Annotated in this window: 14 protein-coding genes; 8 read left to right on the top strand and 6 right to left on the bottom strand. The window is 73.1% G+C overall.

Annotated elements, in window-relative coordinates; translation table 11 throughout:
- Positions 1-37: 37 nt before the first annotated feature.
- Positions 38-1168 (bottom strand): LCP family protein, encoded by a 1131-nt coding sequence (locus tag AB0I42_RS04105; protein ID WP_357533996.1) that lies wholly within the window; start codon positions 1166-1168, stop codon positions 38-40.
- A gap of 69 nt (positions 1169-1237) precedes the next feature.
- On the opposite strand from AB0I42_RS04105, the gene AB0I42_RS04100 reads away from it, so the two are divergent.
- Both AB0I42_RS04100 and guaA read left to right on the top strand, forming a co-directional pair.
- Positions 1238-2935 carry a GMC family oxidoreductase gene (locus AB0I42_RS04100; protein ID WP_357533995.1) on the top strand — a complete coding sequence of 566 codons (1698 nt, stop codon included), beginning with the start codon at positions 1238-1240 and terminating at the stop codon, positions 2933-2935.
- Positions 2936-3072: 137 nt separating this feature from the next.
- Positions 3073-4626 (top strand): glutamine-hydrolyzing GMP synthase, encoded by a 1554-nt coding sequence (gene guaA / locus AB0I42_RS04095; protein ID WP_357533993.1) that lies wholly within the window; start codon positions 3073-3075, stop codon positions 4624-4626.
- A gap of 4 nt (positions 4627-4630) precedes the next feature.
- On the opposite strand, the gene AB0I42_RS04090 is transcribed toward guaA, so the two are convergent.
- Positions 4631-4993: a PspC domain-containing protein gene (locus AB0I42_RS04090; protein ID WP_357533992.1), complete on the bottom strand. Its 363-nt coding sequence runs from the start codon at positions 4991-4993 to the stop codon at positions 4631-4633.
- A 145-nt stretch (positions 4994-5138) separates the two neighbouring features.
- On the opposite strand from AB0I42_RS04090, the gene AB0I42_RS04085 reads away from it, so the two are divergent.
- The 3 genes from AB0I42_RS04085 (at position 5139) to AB0I42_RS04075 (ending at position 8474) form a co-directional block, all read left to right on the top strand.
- Positions 5139-6086 carry an NUDIX domain-containing protein gene (locus tag AB0I42_RS04085; protein WP_357533990.1) on the top strand — a complete coding sequence of 316 codons (948 nt, stop codon included), beginning with the start codon at positions 5139-5141 and terminating at the stop codon, positions 6084-6086.
- A 54-nt stretch (positions 6087-6140) separates the two neighbouring features.
- Positions 6141-7193: an NUDIX domain-containing protein gene (locus tag AB0I42_RS04080; RefSeq protein ID WP_357533988.1), complete on the top strand. Its 1053-nt coding sequence runs from the start codon at positions 6141-6143 to the stop codon at positions 7191-7193.
- Between the two features lie 345 nt (positions 7194-7538).
- Complete coding sequence (locus tag AB0I42_RS04075; protein ID WP_357534138.1) at positions 7539-8474, top strand: CDP-alcohol phosphatidyltransferase family protein; 936 nt, start codon at positions 7539-7541, stop codon at positions 8472-8474.
- 58 nt (positions 8475-8532) lie between these two features.
- Here AB0I42_RS04075 and AB0I42_RS04070 read toward each other — a convergent pair whose 3' ends face one another.
- The 3 genes from AB0I42_RS04070 to AB0I42_RS04060 all read right to left on the bottom strand — a co-directional run bounded on the left by AB0I42_RS04070 (position 8533) and on the right by AB0I42_RS04060 (position 12306).
- Positions 8533-9786 (bottom strand): phosphatidylserine decarboxylase, encoded by a 1254-nt coding sequence (locus tag AB0I42_RS04070; RefSeq protein ID WP_357533986.1) that lies wholly within the window; start codon positions 9784-9786, stop codon positions 8533-8535.
- Between the two features lie 148 nt (positions 9787-9934).
- Positions 9935-10249 (bottom strand): hypothetical protein, encoded by a 315-nt coding sequence (locus tag AB0I42_RS04065; RefSeq protein WP_357533984.1) that lies wholly within the window; start codon positions 10247-10249, stop codon positions 9935-9937.
- Entirely contained in the window at positions 10246-12306 is a 2061-nt protein-coding gene (locus AB0I42_RS04060; protein WP_357533983.1) for a PspC domain-containing protein, read from the bottom strand. The genes AB0I42_RS04065 and AB0I42_RS04060 overlap by 4 nt, the downstream gene beginning before the upstream one ends.
- 276 nt (positions 12307-12582) lie before the next feature.
- On the opposite strand from AB0I42_RS04060, the gene AB0I42_RS04055 reads away from it, so the two are divergent.
- Complete coding sequence (locus tag AB0I42_RS04055; protein ID WP_357534137.1) at positions 12583-13779, top strand: PspC domain-containing protein; 1197 nt, start codon at positions 12583-12585, stop codon at positions 13777-13779.
- A gap of 5 nt (positions 13780-13784) precedes the next feature.
- The gene (locus tag AB0I42_RS04050; protein WP_357533981.1) at positions 13785-14474 is read left to right on the top strand and encodes a response regulator transcription factor; all 690 of its coding nucleotides are present in this window, start codon (positions 13785-13787) and stop codon (positions 14472-14474) included.
- 28 nt (positions 14475-14502) lie between these two features.
- On the opposite strand, the gene AB0I42_RS04045 is transcribed toward AB0I42_RS04050, so the two are convergent.
- Positions 14503-15237 carry a PIG-L deacetylase family protein gene (locus AB0I42_RS04045; protein WP_357533979.1) on the bottom strand — a complete coding sequence of 245 codons (735 nt, stop codon included), beginning with the start codon at positions 15235-15237 and terminating at the stop codon, positions 14503-14505.
- A 222-nt stretch (positions 15238-15459) separates the two neighbouring features.
- Between AB0I42_RS04045 and AB0I42_RS04040 the strand changes: the two genes are divergently transcribed.
- Positions 15460-16503, top strand: a complete 1044-nt coding sequence (locus AB0I42_RS04040; RefSeq protein WP_357533977.1) for an ABC transporter permease — start codon at positions 15460-15462, stop codon at positions 16501-16503.
- The last annotated feature ends 59 nt before the right edge of the window (positions 16504-16562 follow it).

Genomic DNA, 16562 nt, shown 5'->3' with positions numbered 1-16562 from the left:
CCCGCCGGCACCGCGCGCGACCTGAGCCGTCGGCCGGTCAGCCCTGCAGCACCAGCGACGGGTTGGCGGCGACGAACTCGTCCTCCCGGCCGGCCCGTAGCTCGACGAGGTAGCGCTGGCCGATCTCGTCGAGTTGCTCGCCGCGGTAGCCCGAGCCGGTGCCGACCCCGGAGCCGGGCAGGCCGACCAGGGTCAGGTTCTCCGGCCGCAGGTCGCTGAGCGCGAACGCGAAGTCGATCGGCCGCTGGCCGCGGCCGTCGAAGACCAGGGCGTCGCCGATCGCGGTCAGCACCTGGCCGACGGCCAGCGGATTGGTGGCCATCGAGCTGGTCAGCACCCCACGCAGCAGCGCTTTGATCAACTGCTGGTGGTGGCGCTGCCGGTCGTACGCGCCGTTCGGCAGGTCGTACCGCTGCCGGGCGTAGTCGAGCGCCTGCCAGCCGTTGAGGTGGCGCAGGCCGGGCTCGTAGACCATCTGCGGCCCGGTGTAGCCGCCCGACCTCGACGCGGTGCGCAGCTTGCCGTCCGGCCGCAGGTGGATCGAGGCGACCCGCTGGTCGATGTGCAGGTCGACGCCGCCGACCGCGTCGACGAGGTTGCGGAAGCCCCGGAAGTTCAGCACCGCGCCCGCGTCGAACTCGTCGATCCCGGTGTAGTCGCTCACCGTGCGGGCCAGCAGTTGGAAGCCGCGGGCGACGTCCGGCGTGCCGCCGTCACGCTGCCGGCTGCCGTACACCATCGCGGCATTGATCTTGTTTCGGCCGCCCCGGTAACCGGAGGCCGGGAAGGCGGGAATGTCCACCAGCAGGTCCCGGGGGAGGGCGACCAGGTGGCCGCTCTTCAGGTCGGCGTCCACCCGCAGGATCATGATCGCGTCGGCGTTCGGCTGCCAGTCCGGCACGCTCTCCCGGGTGTCGATGCCGACCAGCAGGATGTCGAGCGGACCCTTGAGGTCGGCCCCGGGCCGCGGCGTCGGGCTGGCGGTCGGGGTGCCGCCGCCGGCCGCGCTCGCCGGGCCCGACGGTCCGAACAGGTCGGCGGTCGAGATCGGATAGCGCTGCTCCAGATACCCCTCGACGACGACCGCGGCGCCGCCGAGCAGCCCGATCGCCGCGACGATCGCCACGCACCACAAGACGAGGCGCCGGCGCCTGCCCTGTCCAGTCATCGACTTTCCTCCTGCGCAGACCGCGCCGACCCGTGGCGTGAAAGGTACCCGGCCGAGAAAATGACCCGCATGCGGTACGACGTGGTCGTCATCGGTTCCGGGTTCGGCGGCAGCGTAGCCGCACTACGGCTGGTGGAGAAGGGCTATTCGGTCGCTGTTCTGGAAGCCGGTCGGCGGTTCGCCGACCGCGAACTGCCCCGTACGTCGTGGCGCCTCCACCGTTTTCTCTGGGCGCCACGCCTCGGCTGGTACGGCATCCAGCGGATCAGCCTCCTCCGCCCGGCCCGCCGCGGGCGGGGCGCCGGGGTGCTGGTGCTCTCCGGCGCCGGGGTCGGCGGCGGCTCCCTGGTCTACGCCAACACCCTCTACGAGCCGCTGCCCGACTTCTACGACGATCCACAGTGGCGCCACCTCGCCGACTGGCGTACCGAACTCGCCCCGCACTACGACCAGGCGCGACGGATGCTGGGCGGGACGACGTACCCGGTCCGGACGGCCGCCGACGACGCGATGCGGGCGGTCGCGGAGCGGATGGGGGTCGGGCACACGCACCGGCCGACGCCGGTCGGGGTCCATCTCGGCCGGCCCGGCGAGGTGCGCCGCGATCCGTACTTCGGCGGCGCCGGTCCGGACCGTACCGGCTGCCTGCACTGCGGCGCCTGCATGACCGGCTGCCGGCACGGCGCCAAGAACACCCTGGTGAAGAACTACCTGTGGCTGGCCGAACGGCTCGGGGCGCGGATCCACCCGCGCACCACGGTCACCGCCGTACGTCCCGCCCCGGCCGGCGGCTACCTCGTGACGACCGTACGCACCGGAAGCTGGACCGGCCGGCGCCGGACCGTCGAGGCGGACCAGGTCGTCTTCGCGGCCGGGGCGCTGGGCACCCAGCGGCTGCTGCACGCGATGCGGGACAGCGGCGCGCTGCCCGACCTGTCCCCCCGGATCGGCGCGCTGACCCGGACCAACTCCGAGGCGATCCTCGGCGCCTCGGTGCCCCGGCCGGCGGCCCGGCGGCGGAACCTCGACTTCAGCCACGGGGTGGCGATCACCAGTTCGTTCCACCCCGACCGGCAGACCCACGTCGAACCGGTCCGCTACGGGCCCGGCTCCAACCTGTTGGGGCTGCTCCAGTCAGCCCTGGTCGACGGCGGCCCCCGACGGTTCCGCCGCTGGCTCGGCACGCTGGCCCGCCACCCGCTCACGTCGCTGCGGCAGCTCTCGGTGCGGGACTGGTCCCGTCGTACGGTCATCGCGCTGGTGATGCAGTCGGCGGACAACTCGCTGACCACCCGGCTGCGGCGCACCTGGACCGGTGGCCGGCGGCTGGCGACCGGGCCGGGCCACGGCCCGCCCAGCCCGACCTGGATTCCGGCCGGCAACACGGCCGCGCGGCTGCTGGCCGAGGAGATCGGCGGAGTCCCCGGCGGTGCGGTCACCGAGGCGGTCGACATCCCGATGACCGCGCACATCCTCGGCGGCGCGGTGATCGGCGGCAGCGCCGCCGACGGCGTGGTCGACCCCTACCACCGGGTGTACGGCCACCCCGGCCTGCACGTGGTCGACGGGGCGGCGGTGTCGGCGAACCTCGGCGTCAACCCGGCCCTGACGATCACCGCGCAGGCGGAGCGGGCGCTGTCGTTCTGGCCCAACCGCGGCGATCCGGACCCCCGCCCGCCGCAGGGCGCGCCGTACGACCGGATCGGGCCGGTGCCGCCCCGGCGGCCAGCCGTACCCGCCGACGCCCCGGCGGCCCTGCGCCGCTGAAGCGACCGCCGCCGATCAGTCGTTGAGCTGCGGCGACGCCCTCGGGCCGGGGGTTGCCCGGCCAGGCTCCGGCCGGGCGGGCGGGACCGGGCGGCCTGTCGCGGCGGTGCCGGTGACGGTGGGTAGGCTCTGAGCACATGAGCACGCCCCGCCCGGTCCTCGTCGTCGACTTCGGCGCCCAGTACGCCCAGTTGATCGCCCGCCGCGTCCGTGAGGCGCGGGTCTATTCGGAGATCGTCCCGCACTCGATGCCGGTGGCCGAGATGCTGGCGAAGGATCCCGCCGCGATCATCCTCTCCGGCGGCCCGTCCAGCGTCTACGCGCCGGGTGCGCCGCAGGTCGACGGCGCCCTCTTCGACGCCGGTGTACCGGTCTTCGGCATCTGCTACGGATTCCAGGCCATGGCCCAGGTGCTCGGCGGCACCGTCGCCCGCACCGGTCGCAGCGAGTACGGCGGCACCCCGCTGACCGTACGGCCGCAGGCCGGCGTGCTGCTGCGTGAGCTGCCGGCCGAGCTGCCGGTGTGGATGAGCCACGGCGACTGCGTGACCGAGGCGCCGACCGGGTTCACCGTGACGGCCGAGTCGGCCGGGGCGCCGGTGGCCGCGTTCGAGGACGTCGCGGGCCGCCGGGCCGGCGTGCAGTTCCACCCCGAGGTGCTGCACACCGAGCACGGGCAGACGGTGCTGTCCCGCTTCCTCTACGACGTGGCGGGCATCGAGCCGACCTGGACGCCGGAGAACATCATCGACGAGCAGGTGGCCCGGATCCGGGCCCAGGTCGGTGACAAGGAGATCATCTGCGCGCTGTCCGGCGGGGTCGACTCCGCGGTGGCGGCGGCGCTGGTGCACAAGGCCGTCGGTGACCAGCTCACCTGCGTCTTCGTCGACCACGGTCTGCTGCGGGCCGGCGAGGCCGAGCAGGTGGAGAAGGACTACGTCGCGGCGACCGGCATCAAGCTGAAGGTCGTCGACGCGGCCGACCGGTTCCTCGGCGCGCTCGACGGGGTCACCGACCCGGAAGACAAGCGCAAGATCATCGGGCGGGAGTTCATCCGGGTCTTCGAGGCCGCCGCCCGCGAGGTCGCCGCCGCCGGTGACGTCGAGTTCCTGGTCCAGGGCACGCTCTACCCCGACGTGGTCGAGTCCGGCGGCGGCACCGGCACCGCCAACATCAAGTCGCACCACAACGTGGGCGGCCTTCCCGACGACCTCCAGTTCTCGCTGGTCGAGCCGTTGCGCACCCTCTTCAAGGACGAGGTACGCACGCTCGGCCTGCAACTGGGCCTGCCCGAGGTCATGGTCTGGCGGCACCCGTTCCCGGGCCCCGGACTGGCCATCCGGATCATCGGCGCGGTCTCCCGCGACCGGCTGGAGGTGCTCCGCGTCGCCGACCTGATCGCCCGCGAGGAACTCGCCGCCGCCGGTCTGGAGCGCGGCGTCTGGCAGTTCCCGGTGGTGCTGCTCGCCGACGTACGCAGCGTGGGTGTGCAGGGCGACGGCCGCACCTACGGGCACCCCGTGGTGCTGCGGCCGGTCTCCAGCGAGGACGCGATGACGGCCGACTGGTCGCGTCTGCCGTACGACGTCGTCGCCCGGATCTCCACCCGCATCACCAACGAGGTGCCCGAGGTCAACCGGGTGGTGCTCGACGTGACGAGCAAGCCGCCGGGCACCATCGAGTGGGAGTGACCGGTCACGCCGCCGGCGGCGGGTCGGCCACCTTCGACCAGTTCGGCGGGGTGGGCCCGGCGGGCGGGTAGCTGCCCGGCGTCGGGTCCGGCCCGCCCGGGTACGGACCGGCCGCCGGGTGCGGCCAGGCCGGGGCGTTCGCCGGCTCCTCGGGCATCAGGAACCAGACGACCGGGTACGCCAGCAGCAGAAGCCCGCCGGTCGCCAGGACGGCCACGGCGAAGAGCACCCGGACGAGTGTCGGGTCGACGTTGAAGTAGCGGCCGATGCCGGAGGCCACCCCGGCGACCATCCGGTCGGTGGTCGGCCGGCGCAGCTGCTTGTAGGGCGGGTGGGCGGTCGGCTGTCGGGGAGGTGATTGAGTCATGCCTCCAGACTCCCGCGCCGACGGGTCCGCCGACCTCGGTGACTCTCCTGAGCCGTACCCTGACTGTCCCCGGATGGGCGATAGCCTGTCAGGAATCTGACTCGCGTCATAGACGTGTCACATGATTCGGGAAGAATCGACCGCTGTGACCCCCGCGCTGGAGCCGCTTCGCAGGATCGCGGCGTATGCCCTCTGTGTCGATTCCGATGACCGTGTGTTGCTGGTCCGGGCCTCTCCCCGCTCGGGCACACCCGGTGTGTGGTCGCTGCCCGGCGGTGCGGTCGACCACGGTGAGGACCCCAACCACACGGTCGTGCGCGAGACGGCCGCCGAGACCGGACTCTCCATCGCCGTCACCGGGCTGAGCGACGTGCTCGCCGACATGCGGTCGCTGCCGCACCGGGGCGTGACCATCCACACCGACCGGCTGATCTACCAGGGATCGGTGCGGGGCGGAAACCTCTACGACCGGATCGGCCAGCCCACCGACCTGGCCCGCTGGGTCACCCTCGACGAGGCGAAGGGGATGCCGCTGCGCCCCTTCACGGCCACCGCCCTCGGGCTGCCCGCCGAGCCGATCGACCTGCGCCCCGACGAGGCGCCCGACTTCCCGTCGTTCTACGCCGTGCCCGGCCCGGACGGGCTACACCGCGCGCAGCGCTTCGCCGCGTACGCGGTCGCCACCGACCCCGCCGGCCAGGTGCTGCTCACCCGGGTCTCCGACGGCTATCCCGGAGCCGGCTGCTGGCACCTGCCCGGCGGCGGCACCGACTACGGCGAGCAGCCCGGCGCCGCGCTCATCCGCGAACTGGTCGAGGAGACCGGCCAGCGCGGCCGGCTGGTCGAGCTGCTCGGGGTGGCGAGCCACCGCGACGCGGCGTCGCTCGGCCCGGAGGGCTATCCGATCGACTGGCACGGGGTGCGGGCCTTCTACCGGGTGGCCGTCGACACCCCGGCCCCGCCGACCGTCGGCGACGTCGGCGGCTCGACCTGCGAGGCACGCTGGTTCGGGCCGCAGGAGATCGCCGAGCTGCCCGCCGAACGGATGACCGAGGTCACCGCCGAGGCGATGCGGGCCGTCCAGCTCGTCTGAACCCGGACCGTACGATCGACCCGTCGGAGCCGCCAGTGGCGACGGGGGGTGCGGGTGGATCGTCGGCGAAGGATCGCGGCGTACGGGGTCTGTGTGGCTGCCGACGGTCGACTGCTGCTGGTCAGAGCTTCGGCCGCCACCGGACGCCCCGGCGTCTGGCAGGTGCCCGGCGGTGGCATCGAGCACGGCGAGCACCCGGCCGACGCGGTCGTCCGCGAGTTCGCCGAGGAGACCGGTCTCGCCGTCGGCGTACGCGGCCTGCGGGCCGTGGTCGCCGACGTGCAGGCCGGTCCGGACGGTGCCGTGCACACCGACCGGGTCATCTACGACGTCACCCCGCTGGGCGCGCCGCTACGCGCCGAACCGACTGGCAGGACGCTACGCGCCGAACCGACTGGCAGGACGCTACGCGCCGAACCGACTGGCAGGACGCTACGCGCCGAACCGACCGGCACCAGCGACCGTGCCGAGTGGGTCGAGCCTGGGCGGCTGGCCGCGCTGCCGCTGATGCCGTTCACCGCCGAACTGCTCGGCCGCCCGGTCGAGCCGGTGCCGGCCGACCGCGCGGTGCCGTCCGCCGACGTCGCACCGGCGGCCGCCGGGACCGGGCACGGGCAGGTGACCCCGGCCGGTGACGAACTGCCGGCGCGAGGCCAGCGTTTCGCCGCGTACGGGCTGGTCACCGACCCCGCCGGCCGGGTGCTGCTGACGCTGATCGCCCCCGGATACCCGGGCGCCGGATCCTGGCACCTGCCCGGTGGCGGCACCGACCACGGCGAGCAACCCGTCGCCGCGCTGCTGCGCGAACTCGCCGAGGAAGCCGACCAGGTCGGCCGGATCACGGCGCTGCTCGACGTCTCGCACCGGCGCAACCCGGCCGCGGTCGGGCCGGAGGGCTATCCGATCGACTGGCACGCGGTCCGGGCGATCTTCCGCGTCGTCGTCGACACACCCACCCCGGCCCAGGTCACCGAGGCGGCCGGCGGATCGACGGCCGACGCGGCCTGGTTCCCCGTGGCGCGGGCCGCCAGTCTGCCCCTCACCGATGTCGCCGCCGCCGCGCTGCCGCTCCTCGTCGACCAGTCGACCACGGAGCGTGACCGGTAGCGAAAGTACCGGTATGGCGGCTTCCGGTAAGATCCGTGGTGGAAGGGCGTCGACCGGGCGGTCCATCGGCCGGTGCGGCGGCGACCTGCGCGACAGCGGTCACGACCGGGAACGAAAGCCCGGCCACGATCGTCTGAACGCCGTACGGTGCACCCAAAACAAGATCCGCAGACACCTATCGCGAATCTTCGCTCACTGTGCGATGGTGTAGGCCGCAAAATCGGGTGGCCGCCGAGGCGGCGGATCGACCATCCCGTGTTGGAGGGATACGTGCCGAGAACCCCTTGGCGACGTCGTCGTACGACCGACAGCCCGCGCCCCGCGGGCCGCCGCTGGGCAGGGCGTCTGCGTCGGGGCGGCACAATCGCTCGCCAGGCGCTTCTCGTACGGGTCGGTCGGCGCGGCGACTCCTCCGCCCGTGCCGCGATGATGCGTTCCGACCACGTGCCGAGCGCCCCGGCCCCGTTCGGGCCGACCTCGCCGACCGCCGCCGAGATCACGGCCGCCGTCCCGGTCAGTCCCGCCGTCGGGCCGTCCAGCGCGGTCGACGCCGACGCCCAGGGCATGACCATCCCGCTGCTGCCGGGGGAGCGGACGACAGCCCGCCAGGTCAAGTTCCTCGTCGTCAACGCCTGCACGCTGGCCAGCCTGACCCTCGGCCTGATGGCGATCTTCCTGGCGATGCAGGGCGAGATCCAGAATGCCGCGTTCTGCCTGATCGCCTGCGTCGGGTTCGACGGTCTCGACGGTGCGCTGGCCCGCCGGTTCGGCGTGTCGAGCCCGTTCGGCGCCCAGATGGACTCGCTCGCCGACATGTGCTCGTTCGGGCTGGCCGCGCCCGTGGTCGTCTACGCGTCCCTGGCCGGCACCGTCTCGACCACTGCCGCCGCCGTGGCCTGCGCGCTGGTCGCCGCCTGCGCGGCGATCCGGCTGGCCCGCTTCAACGTCTCGCCGAAGGACGGCCGGTTCTTCTGCGGCGTGCCGACCACGATGGCCGCCGCCGTGCTCGCCGTCACGGTGCTGATCGGCCTGCCGGCGCCCGGATGGGTGCAGGTGACCGGGGTCGCGGTGCTGGCCGTCGCGATGGTGTCCAGCTTCCCGTACGCCAAGCTGGCCCGCCTGATCAAGCTTCCGCCGTGGCTCTGGCTCGCCCCGATCATCGGCGCCCTGGTCAACCCCCGGCTGACGTTCGCGCTCGTCGTCGCCGGATACCTGATCAGCGGTCCGCTGCTCTGGCTGCGCGAGCGCCGCGCCGCGCAGGGCATCTCGCGCGCCGCCTGACCCACGTACGAAACGGCCGCCACCCCGAACGGGATGGCGGCCGTCGACGTCGTACGGGTCAGCGCCAGCGGGCGATGACCGACGAACCGCCCAGCACCCGGTCGCCGGGGGCCACGTGCGGGTCGGCGGCGTCGGCCGGCAGGTAGACGTCGGTCCGCGAACCGAACCGGATCAGGCCGAACCGCTCACCGCGGGCCAGCAACGACCCGACCGGCGCCCGCTGCACGATCCGGCGGGCGATCAGGCCGGTCCGCTGCGCCACCACCACCGTGCCCCGGCTGGTATCGAGCACCGTGTAGGCGGCGACGTTGTGCTCGGCGTCCGGCTTCATCGCGGCGGCGAACCCGCCGTCGGCGACGAAGTAGTCGACCACCTTGCCGGCGACCGGGGCCCGGTTGACGTGCACGTCGAGCACCGACAGGAACACCGCGACCCGCAGGAACTCCTGGTCGCCGAAGCGCTCGTCACGCAGCCGTTCGACCGACAGCACCTTGCCGTCGCTGGCCGCCACGACCGCCGACGCGTCGTCGGGCACATCCCGCTCCGGGTCCCGGAAGAACGCCGCGACCGGCACGGTGGCCAGCGCCGGCACCAGCCACAGCTTCGACTTCGGCCGGCTCACCCGGGACAGGGCCGCCAGACCCAGCGCGATCCCGGCCGCGGCGACCCCGTTGGAGTCGATGTGCATGCTCCGGGTCAGCGGCACGCTCGACGGCCGGTAGGCCGGCGTCAGCTTGTCGGCGGTCGCCGGGTCGGCCGCGGTGAACCGGAGCCGGTACACCCGTACCGGCGGTTGGTTGCGCAGCACCAGGTCGGTGCCGACCCCGAAGAGCGCGCCCTGCCGGTCGAGTTCGGCGGCGGCGCCCGGCGTCGCGCCGGGCAGCGCCGGTACGGCGACCGACAGCACCGCGCCGTCGGTCAGGTGCTTGGTCAGCGCGTCCAGCGCGGTCCGGGTCTCCTCGGCGGTGCCGGCGAGGGGCTCGGCGACCATCACCACGTCGGCCGGGTCGGCCTCGGCGAGCGAGTCGACCACGCGTACCCGGTCGGCGACCCACCGGCCCTGCTCCGTGACGTGCTCCCGCAGCGCGGCGGCCTGACCTGCCTCGGCGGGCACCAGGGTGAGCGCGTCACCGGGCAGCAGCGCGTCGATCGCCGCGGCCAGGGTGGCGGAGTCGGGCGACGCGTCGACCAGCAGCGCGGTCTTCGGCGCCTGATGCCGGGCGAGTTCGGTGGTCAGGGTCCGGGCGGCGCGCTCGCCGATGCGGGCCGGGCCGCGCAGGCCGGTCGCGCGTACGGCGGGGGACTCGGTCATGTCGGGCGGGCTCCTCGCAGATCAGGATCGGACGCGTGCCGCTCGGGCCGCGTGACGGGCTGTGCCGCATCCGGTCAGCGGGGCCGCGGACCGGCCGATGGCGGCGGTACCTCCATCGGCCAGCATAGGCGGCCCCGCCGTGATCACGTCACAGCCGGCGGGCGTCCCCGGAGTCGGCCGGCGGCCCGGTGACCGGCTCGTACGGCGCGCCGCTCACCGGATCGGGGGCACCGCCGCTGGTCGGGGCGACCGGGCCGGGCCCGTCGCCGGCCGGCGCGGAGCGGCCCGACCGCAGCGCGCCGATCAGACCGAACACGCCGAGCAGGATCAGCCCGCTGGCCAGGAACCAGCCCACCGTCGGCAGCGCGAGGTGGAAGATCTGGGCGAGCAGCCACCAGCCGGCCAGACCGAGAAAGATCAGTGCGAAGGTCAGTGAGACCCCGTCGGTACGGTGTGCCTTCATCGCCGAACCTCCACATCGCCGGCTTTGACGTTCAGGTACAGGCGCAGGTCGCCGCCGCCGGTGCCGTCGGCGCCGAGATCGCGTACCTCGCGGTTGTTGCTGTCGATACCGCTCCAGCGCTGGCCGAAGACCCGCGCGTCGCCGGCGCCGATGTTGGTCACGGCCACCACGTCGACCTGGGGCGGCACGAGTACGGTGACCGTTCCGAGGGCGACGTCGACGGTGATCCGGGTGTCCTGTCCGCTGAAGTCCACCGAGCGCAGGTCGAGGGTGGCGTCCCCGAAGGTGTTCGAGTAGCGGGTGGCCAGTTCGTCGTGCGAGGTCGGACTCCAGACGACGACGGCCTGGTCCGGCCGGCCGTCGTTGTACGACTCGACCATCGTGGTGAAGCCGAGTGCGGCGGCGGCGACCAGTCCGAGAGCGATCAGCCACCGGGCCCGTCCGAACCAGGCACCGACCAGCAGGCCGACCGCGATCGTGGCCAGCACCACCGCGAAGTACGCGGACGGGCCGGGCGAGACCACACCGGCCACCTGCAGCAGCGCCAGCAGGCCGAGCAGTACGAAGATCATCGAGAAGGTGGCGGCGCCGAGCGGCGACCGCTCCTTGGGCGGCTTCGGTGGTTTCACCGGCTTGGGCGGCACCGGCGGAAGCGGGCCGGCTCCGGCGTACGGGCCGTGCGGGGCGAACGGCGGCCGGTACCCGCCCCCGGGTCCCAACGGCGGCGGGGGCACCGACACCGGCGGCCCGGCGGGCCAGAGCGGCGGCAGTACGGCGGTCATCGCCGTGCGGTCGGTCCCGGCCGGCGACGGGGCCGTCTCCGAGACGTACGGCGACGGGGAGCCGACCGTGGGCGGGTGCGCCGGCGGCGCCGTCCGGGATTTCGTGAGGTCGGGCGAACCGGCCGCGACCGGCGACTTCGTGAGGTCCGGCGGTGCCGCCGCGCCCGGCGGGGTGTGGTGGCCCGCCGGCTGGTACGCGGCATGCACGCCGCCGGTGGCCGGTGCCGGCGGCACCGGACCCGGCGGGAACACCGGTGCCGGGCCGGGGTACGGCGCCGCGGCCGGGCCGGGGTACGGCGGTACGCCCGGACCCGGGCCACCCCCGGGTGGGGCGGCCGGCGGTGGTGCCCCACCGCCGCCCGGGCCGTTCGGCGGCGGTCCGGCGCTGTTGCGGTTGAGCAGCAGCGCACCCCCGATGAGGACCGCCGTGCCGAGCATGACGGCGCGGAACGAGTCGGTGACGATGAAGCCGAACATCACCGCGACGAGGACACCGAGCACGATCACCGTCACCGGCGACATGCTCGACCGGCCGCGGCCGAGCATCGACTCGACCGGGGACGTGCTGTCACCCTCGGCCGGGGTGAGCAGCCAGACGGCGACGTACACCAGGATGCCGATACCGCCGAAGAACCCGAGTACGGCCAGCAGCACCCGCCACAGGATCGGGTCGGTGTTCGTGGCCCGGCCGATCGCGGCGCACACGCCGGCCAGGTAGCGGCCGTCGCGCGGGCGCACCAGGCCGTACCGCGAGGCGAAGGCGCCGCGCGTCGGCCCCGCCCCCCACGGGGGAAACCCACCGGGTCCACCGGGCGGTGGGCCGCCGGTGCCACCCGGGGGAGGGCCGCCGGTGCCACCGGGAGGCCCACCGGGTCCGCCGGGCGGTGGTCCGGACGGTGGTGGCCCGGCCGGCGCCGGCGGCGGGTCCGTGGGCCGTGACGGCTCGGCGGCCGGCGTCTCGGCCGTCGGGCCGGCGGCGGGCGTGCCAGCGGCCGGCCCGGCGGCGGGCGGCGGTCCGGCCGGTGGTGTGCCGGCCGGCATCGACGGCGGGGCGGGCATCGGTGCCGGTGCCGGCATGGCCTTCGGCGCCGGCATGGCCGGCGGTGGTGGCGCGGCCGGTGTTTCCGCACCGGCCGGCGCGGCGGCGGGGCGAGTGTCGGCGGCGACGGGCGGGCTGTCGGCGGCGGAAGGTGCCGAGCCGGGCAGCGGGTGCTGCGACTGGCCGGCGGGCTCCGCCGTTGCCGGTCTGCGGGACTCGGCAGCTTCATCGGTCATACGAGAATCCTTTCCCCCGACCGACCCGACCGTCGTCAGGATCGGACCCTGAACGCACCCTGAGATCCGGGGGCCGAATGTCCGGGGCGTCCCCGTGGCCGGAGGACACCACGGCGTGTGACGATCGAAGAGCCCCCGGACAGCCGGTCCGGGGCCGGCCGACCAGCAGTTCGGCGGCCGACGTCCCGCCGGCACCGCCCGCCGGCACCGAGCAGGGAGCCGACGATCACCACCGCGATCCAGCCGCCCCGCCTCTACCGCTCCCGCGACCAACGCATGGTCGCCGGAGTGGCCTCGGGGGTGGCCCAGCACCTCGCCATCCCGGTCACCGCGGTCCGGATCGCCTTCGTCGTGCTGCTCAGCCTGAGCGGGCTCGGCCTGCTGCTGTACGCCGCGTTCTGGGCGGTCGTGCCGGTACGCCCCGACGGCGCGCAGGCGCCGCCGCGCCGCGACCTCATGCAGATGCTCCCGTTCGTCGCCATCGGCATCGGCGTGATGATCATCCAGCTCATGGTCTTCGGGTCCACCGGCGTCGCCGGCACCGCCGGCTGGCTGGTGGCGATCGTCGCCGTGGGGGCCGGCGTGATCTGGCACCAGTCCGCCCCGGAGCGCCGCCGGCAGTGGAGCGAGGGCATGCCGGTGCCGTGGCTCGGCGCGGTCGTCGAGGAGAGCGACCGGCGCGCCTTCGTGCTGCGCTTCATCGGCGGCGGCCTGCTGGTGGCGGTCGGCATCATCGGCGTCGTCGCGGTCTACTCGCCGCAGGAGAGCTTCGACGCCGTACTCAACGGAATCATCTTCGCCCTGGTCGGCCTGGCCGGCGTCACCGTGGTGGCGGCACCGGTCCTGTGGCGGATCTTCAACCAGTTGCGCGCCGAGCGCGAGGGCCGCATCCGCGAGCAGGAACAGGCCGAACTCGCCGCCATGATCCACGACCAGGTGTTGCACACCCTGGCCCTGATCCAGCGCAACGCCGGCGACGTCAAGACGGTCCAGCGGCTGGCCCGGGGCCAGGAGCGGTCGTTGCGCAACTGGCTCTACAAGCCGACCGGTTCGCCGACCGAACGGTTCGCCGCCGCGCTGGAGCAGGCGGCGGCCGAGGTCGAGGACACCTACGCGATCACCGTCGAAGCGGTGGTGGTCGGTGACCGGGAAACCGACGAACACGTCGCGGCCCTGGTCGCCGCGGCCCGCGAGGCGCTGGTCAACGCGGCCCGGCACGCGAAGGTGCAGACCGTGTCGCTCTACGCTGAGGTGGAGCCCGAACAGGTGAGCGTGTTCGTCCGCGACCGTGGCGCCGGCTTCGACCTGTCGACGGTGGAAGATCATCGGCACGGGGTACGCGGCTCGATCATCGGGCGGATGAAGCGGCACGGCGGGCGGGCCGAGATCCGCAGCGAGCCGGGTGAGGGCACCGAGGTAAGGCTGATCATGCCGACGGCACGGGACAGCTCGTCGTCAGGGAAGGACAGGTAGCGCAGATGACCGACCAGCAGGCGGAGGCCGGGGCGGGCGCCGGCGGCGACACCCAGCGGCGGCTGCGCGTGTTCCTCGTCGACGACCACGCGATGTTCCGGGCCGGCGTACGCGCCGAACTCGGCGCGCACGTCGACGTGATCGGCGAGGCGAGCACGGTGGCCGAGGCGCTCAGCCGGATCGCCGCCACCGAGCCGGACGTGGTGCTGCTCGACGTACACATGCCGGACGGGGGCGGCCGGGCGGTGCTGGAGGCGCTGCGGCGTACGCATCCGCAGGTGCGGTTCCTGGCCCTGAGTGTCTCCGATGCCGCCGAGGACGTGATCGGGCTGATCCGGGCCGGTGCCCGGGGATACGTCACCAAGACCATCTCGCCGGACGACCTGGCCGCGGCGATCCGCCGGGTGGCCGACGGCGACGCGGTGTTCAGCCCGCGGCTGGCCGGTTTCGTGCTCGACGCCTTCGCCGCCCGGCCCGACACGCCGGTCGCCGACCCGGAGCTGGACCAGCTCACCAACCGTGAGCGGGAGGTGCTGCGGCTGCTGGCCCGTGGGTACGCCTACAAGGAGATCGCCAAGGAGCTGTTCATCTCGATCAAGACGGTGGAGACGCACGTGTCGAACGTGCTGCGCAAGCTGCAAATGTCCAACCGTTACGAGCTGTCCCGCTGGGCCGCCGACCGTCGACTTGTCTGACGACCGCCGGCTGGGCTGACCGCCGGGGTCACTCCGTACGCAACACCGTGAACGCCTCGGCCAGCCGCCCGGCGGGGAGCCCGGCGTTCTCGGCCACGGTCGTCAGCACGTCGCGCAACCAGGTTTCCAGGTCCATGTGCGCGGTCTGGGTGGCGTGCGCCCGCATCGCGGCGAGCTTGCGCGGATACATGTCGGTGATGTCGACGACGTGATCGGGCGCCGGCCCGCCGGCGTACCAGACCTCCCGCACCACCCAGGGCTCCAGTCCCCGCTCCAGCAGTTCGGGAAAGGCGAAGCGGTTGCGGGCGTCGGGGTAGATGGCGCAGGTGGTCGCCTCGCCGACGGCGAGGTGGTCGGGGTGGCTGGGGCCGGCGAGCCGTTCCCAGCGGCGCAGCGGTGAGCTGGTGAGCACCCGGTCGGGACGGAAGCGGCGGATCGCGGCGGTGATGTCGCGGCGCAGGTCCAGGGTCGGGGTCAGCGTCCCGTCGGCGTACCCGTCGAGGAAGTCGACCTGCCGGACGCCGACCGCGGCGGCCGCCGCCCGTTGTTCCTGTTCACGGATCTCACGCATCCGCTGGCGGGGTGTGTCGTCGTATCCGCCGGCATCTCCGCGCGTGATCAACAAATAACTGACGTCGATACCCTGGTCGATCCAGGAGGCGACCGTGCCGGCAGAACCGAAGTCGACATCGTCCGGATGGGCGAATACGGCAAGTGCCCGACTTACGTCGGAAAGTGATGGCGCCGACGCCGGAAAGCCCATGGAACGATCATACGAGCCATATGGGTGCGCCCGAAACCTGCCTGTCCGGTAGGGTATGTGCCCGTCGACTGGTTAACGACTGACTGTTACAACTGGACCGCCGTCCAGTGATTGACCTGTTATCTGAACGATGCATTGGGCTATTCCGAAAGTCGCTGTCAGCGGGCTAGCTTTTGCCGAACAGACGAAGCGATCCTTCGTCGGCAAAGGAGGCCCCGGTCCATGAGTAGCACCACCTCTCCGCCCGGCATGCAGCCCGTCGGTGACGGGATGACAGGCTCGGCGATGGAGGTCGGTTCCCCGACCGACGCGCCCAAGACCACCGCCGAAGAGCGGAGGATCGTGGGTCGGTCGCCGGGGCAGCTCGCCTGGCTGCGGCTCAAGCGCGACAAGACGGCCCTCTTCAGCTTCTCGCTCGTCGTCTTCTTCGCGGTTGTCGCGCTTACCGCGCCGCTCATCGAGATGTTCTACGGGGTGAGCCCGACCCAGAACCACAGCGACAAGCTCAACCGGCAGGGCTTCCCGCTCGGCTACGCCGGCGGCATGTCCAGCGAGCACTGGCTGGGCCTCCAGGGCGGCAGCGGGCGTGACGTCTTCATGCAGCTCGTCTACGGCCTGCGCACCTCGCTGCTCATCGCCTCGGTGGCAGCGGTCATCACCGTCGTGGTCGGCATCGTGATGGGCATCGTCGCCGGCTACTTCGGTGGCTGGATCGACCAGGCGATCACCTGGCTCGTCGACTTCATGCTCGCCTTCCCGTTCCTGATCTTCGCGCTCGCGGTCATCCCGATCGTCAACCTCTACTTCTACGAGCCGGGCGAAGAAGTGCCGGGGTGGTTCCGGATCGCGGTGATTATCGGGGTCTTCTCGCTCTTCGGGTGGATGTCGACGGCCCGGCTGGTCCGCGGCCAGGTGCTCTCGCTGCGCGAGCGGGAGTACGTCGACGCGGCCCGCGCCGCCGGCGCGCGCACCCCACACATCCTCTTCCGGCAGTTGCTCCCCAACATCTGGGCGCCGATCCTGGTGACCTTCTCACTGGCGCTGCCCGCCTTCATCACCGCCGAGGCCGCCCTGTCGTTCCTCAACATCGGCGTGATCGAGCCGACGCCCGACCTGGGCCGGCTGGTCTACGCGGCGCGTGAATACCTGGAGCCGATGCCGACCTACTTCCTGTGGCCGGCGCTGACGGTGTTCCTCCTCGTGCTCGCCTTCAACCTGTTCGGCGACTCGTTGCGTGACGCGCTCGACCCCAAGTCGGACAAGTAGGTCCGAGCGGTCCCCCATAGAAGATTAAAAATATGCTTCCGTTCCCGCCGTGGCGGGCC

The sequence above is a fragment of the Polymorphospora sp. NPDC050346 genome (assembly GCF_040655695.1).
GTDB classification, from domain to species: domain Bacteria; phylum Actinomycetota; class Actinomycetes; order Mycobacteriales; family Micromonosporaceae; genus Polymorphospora; species Polymorphospora lycopeni.
The sequence above is the reverse complement of the archived record's forward strand: the minus strand, read 5'-3'. Positions and strand labels throughout refer to the sequence as shown.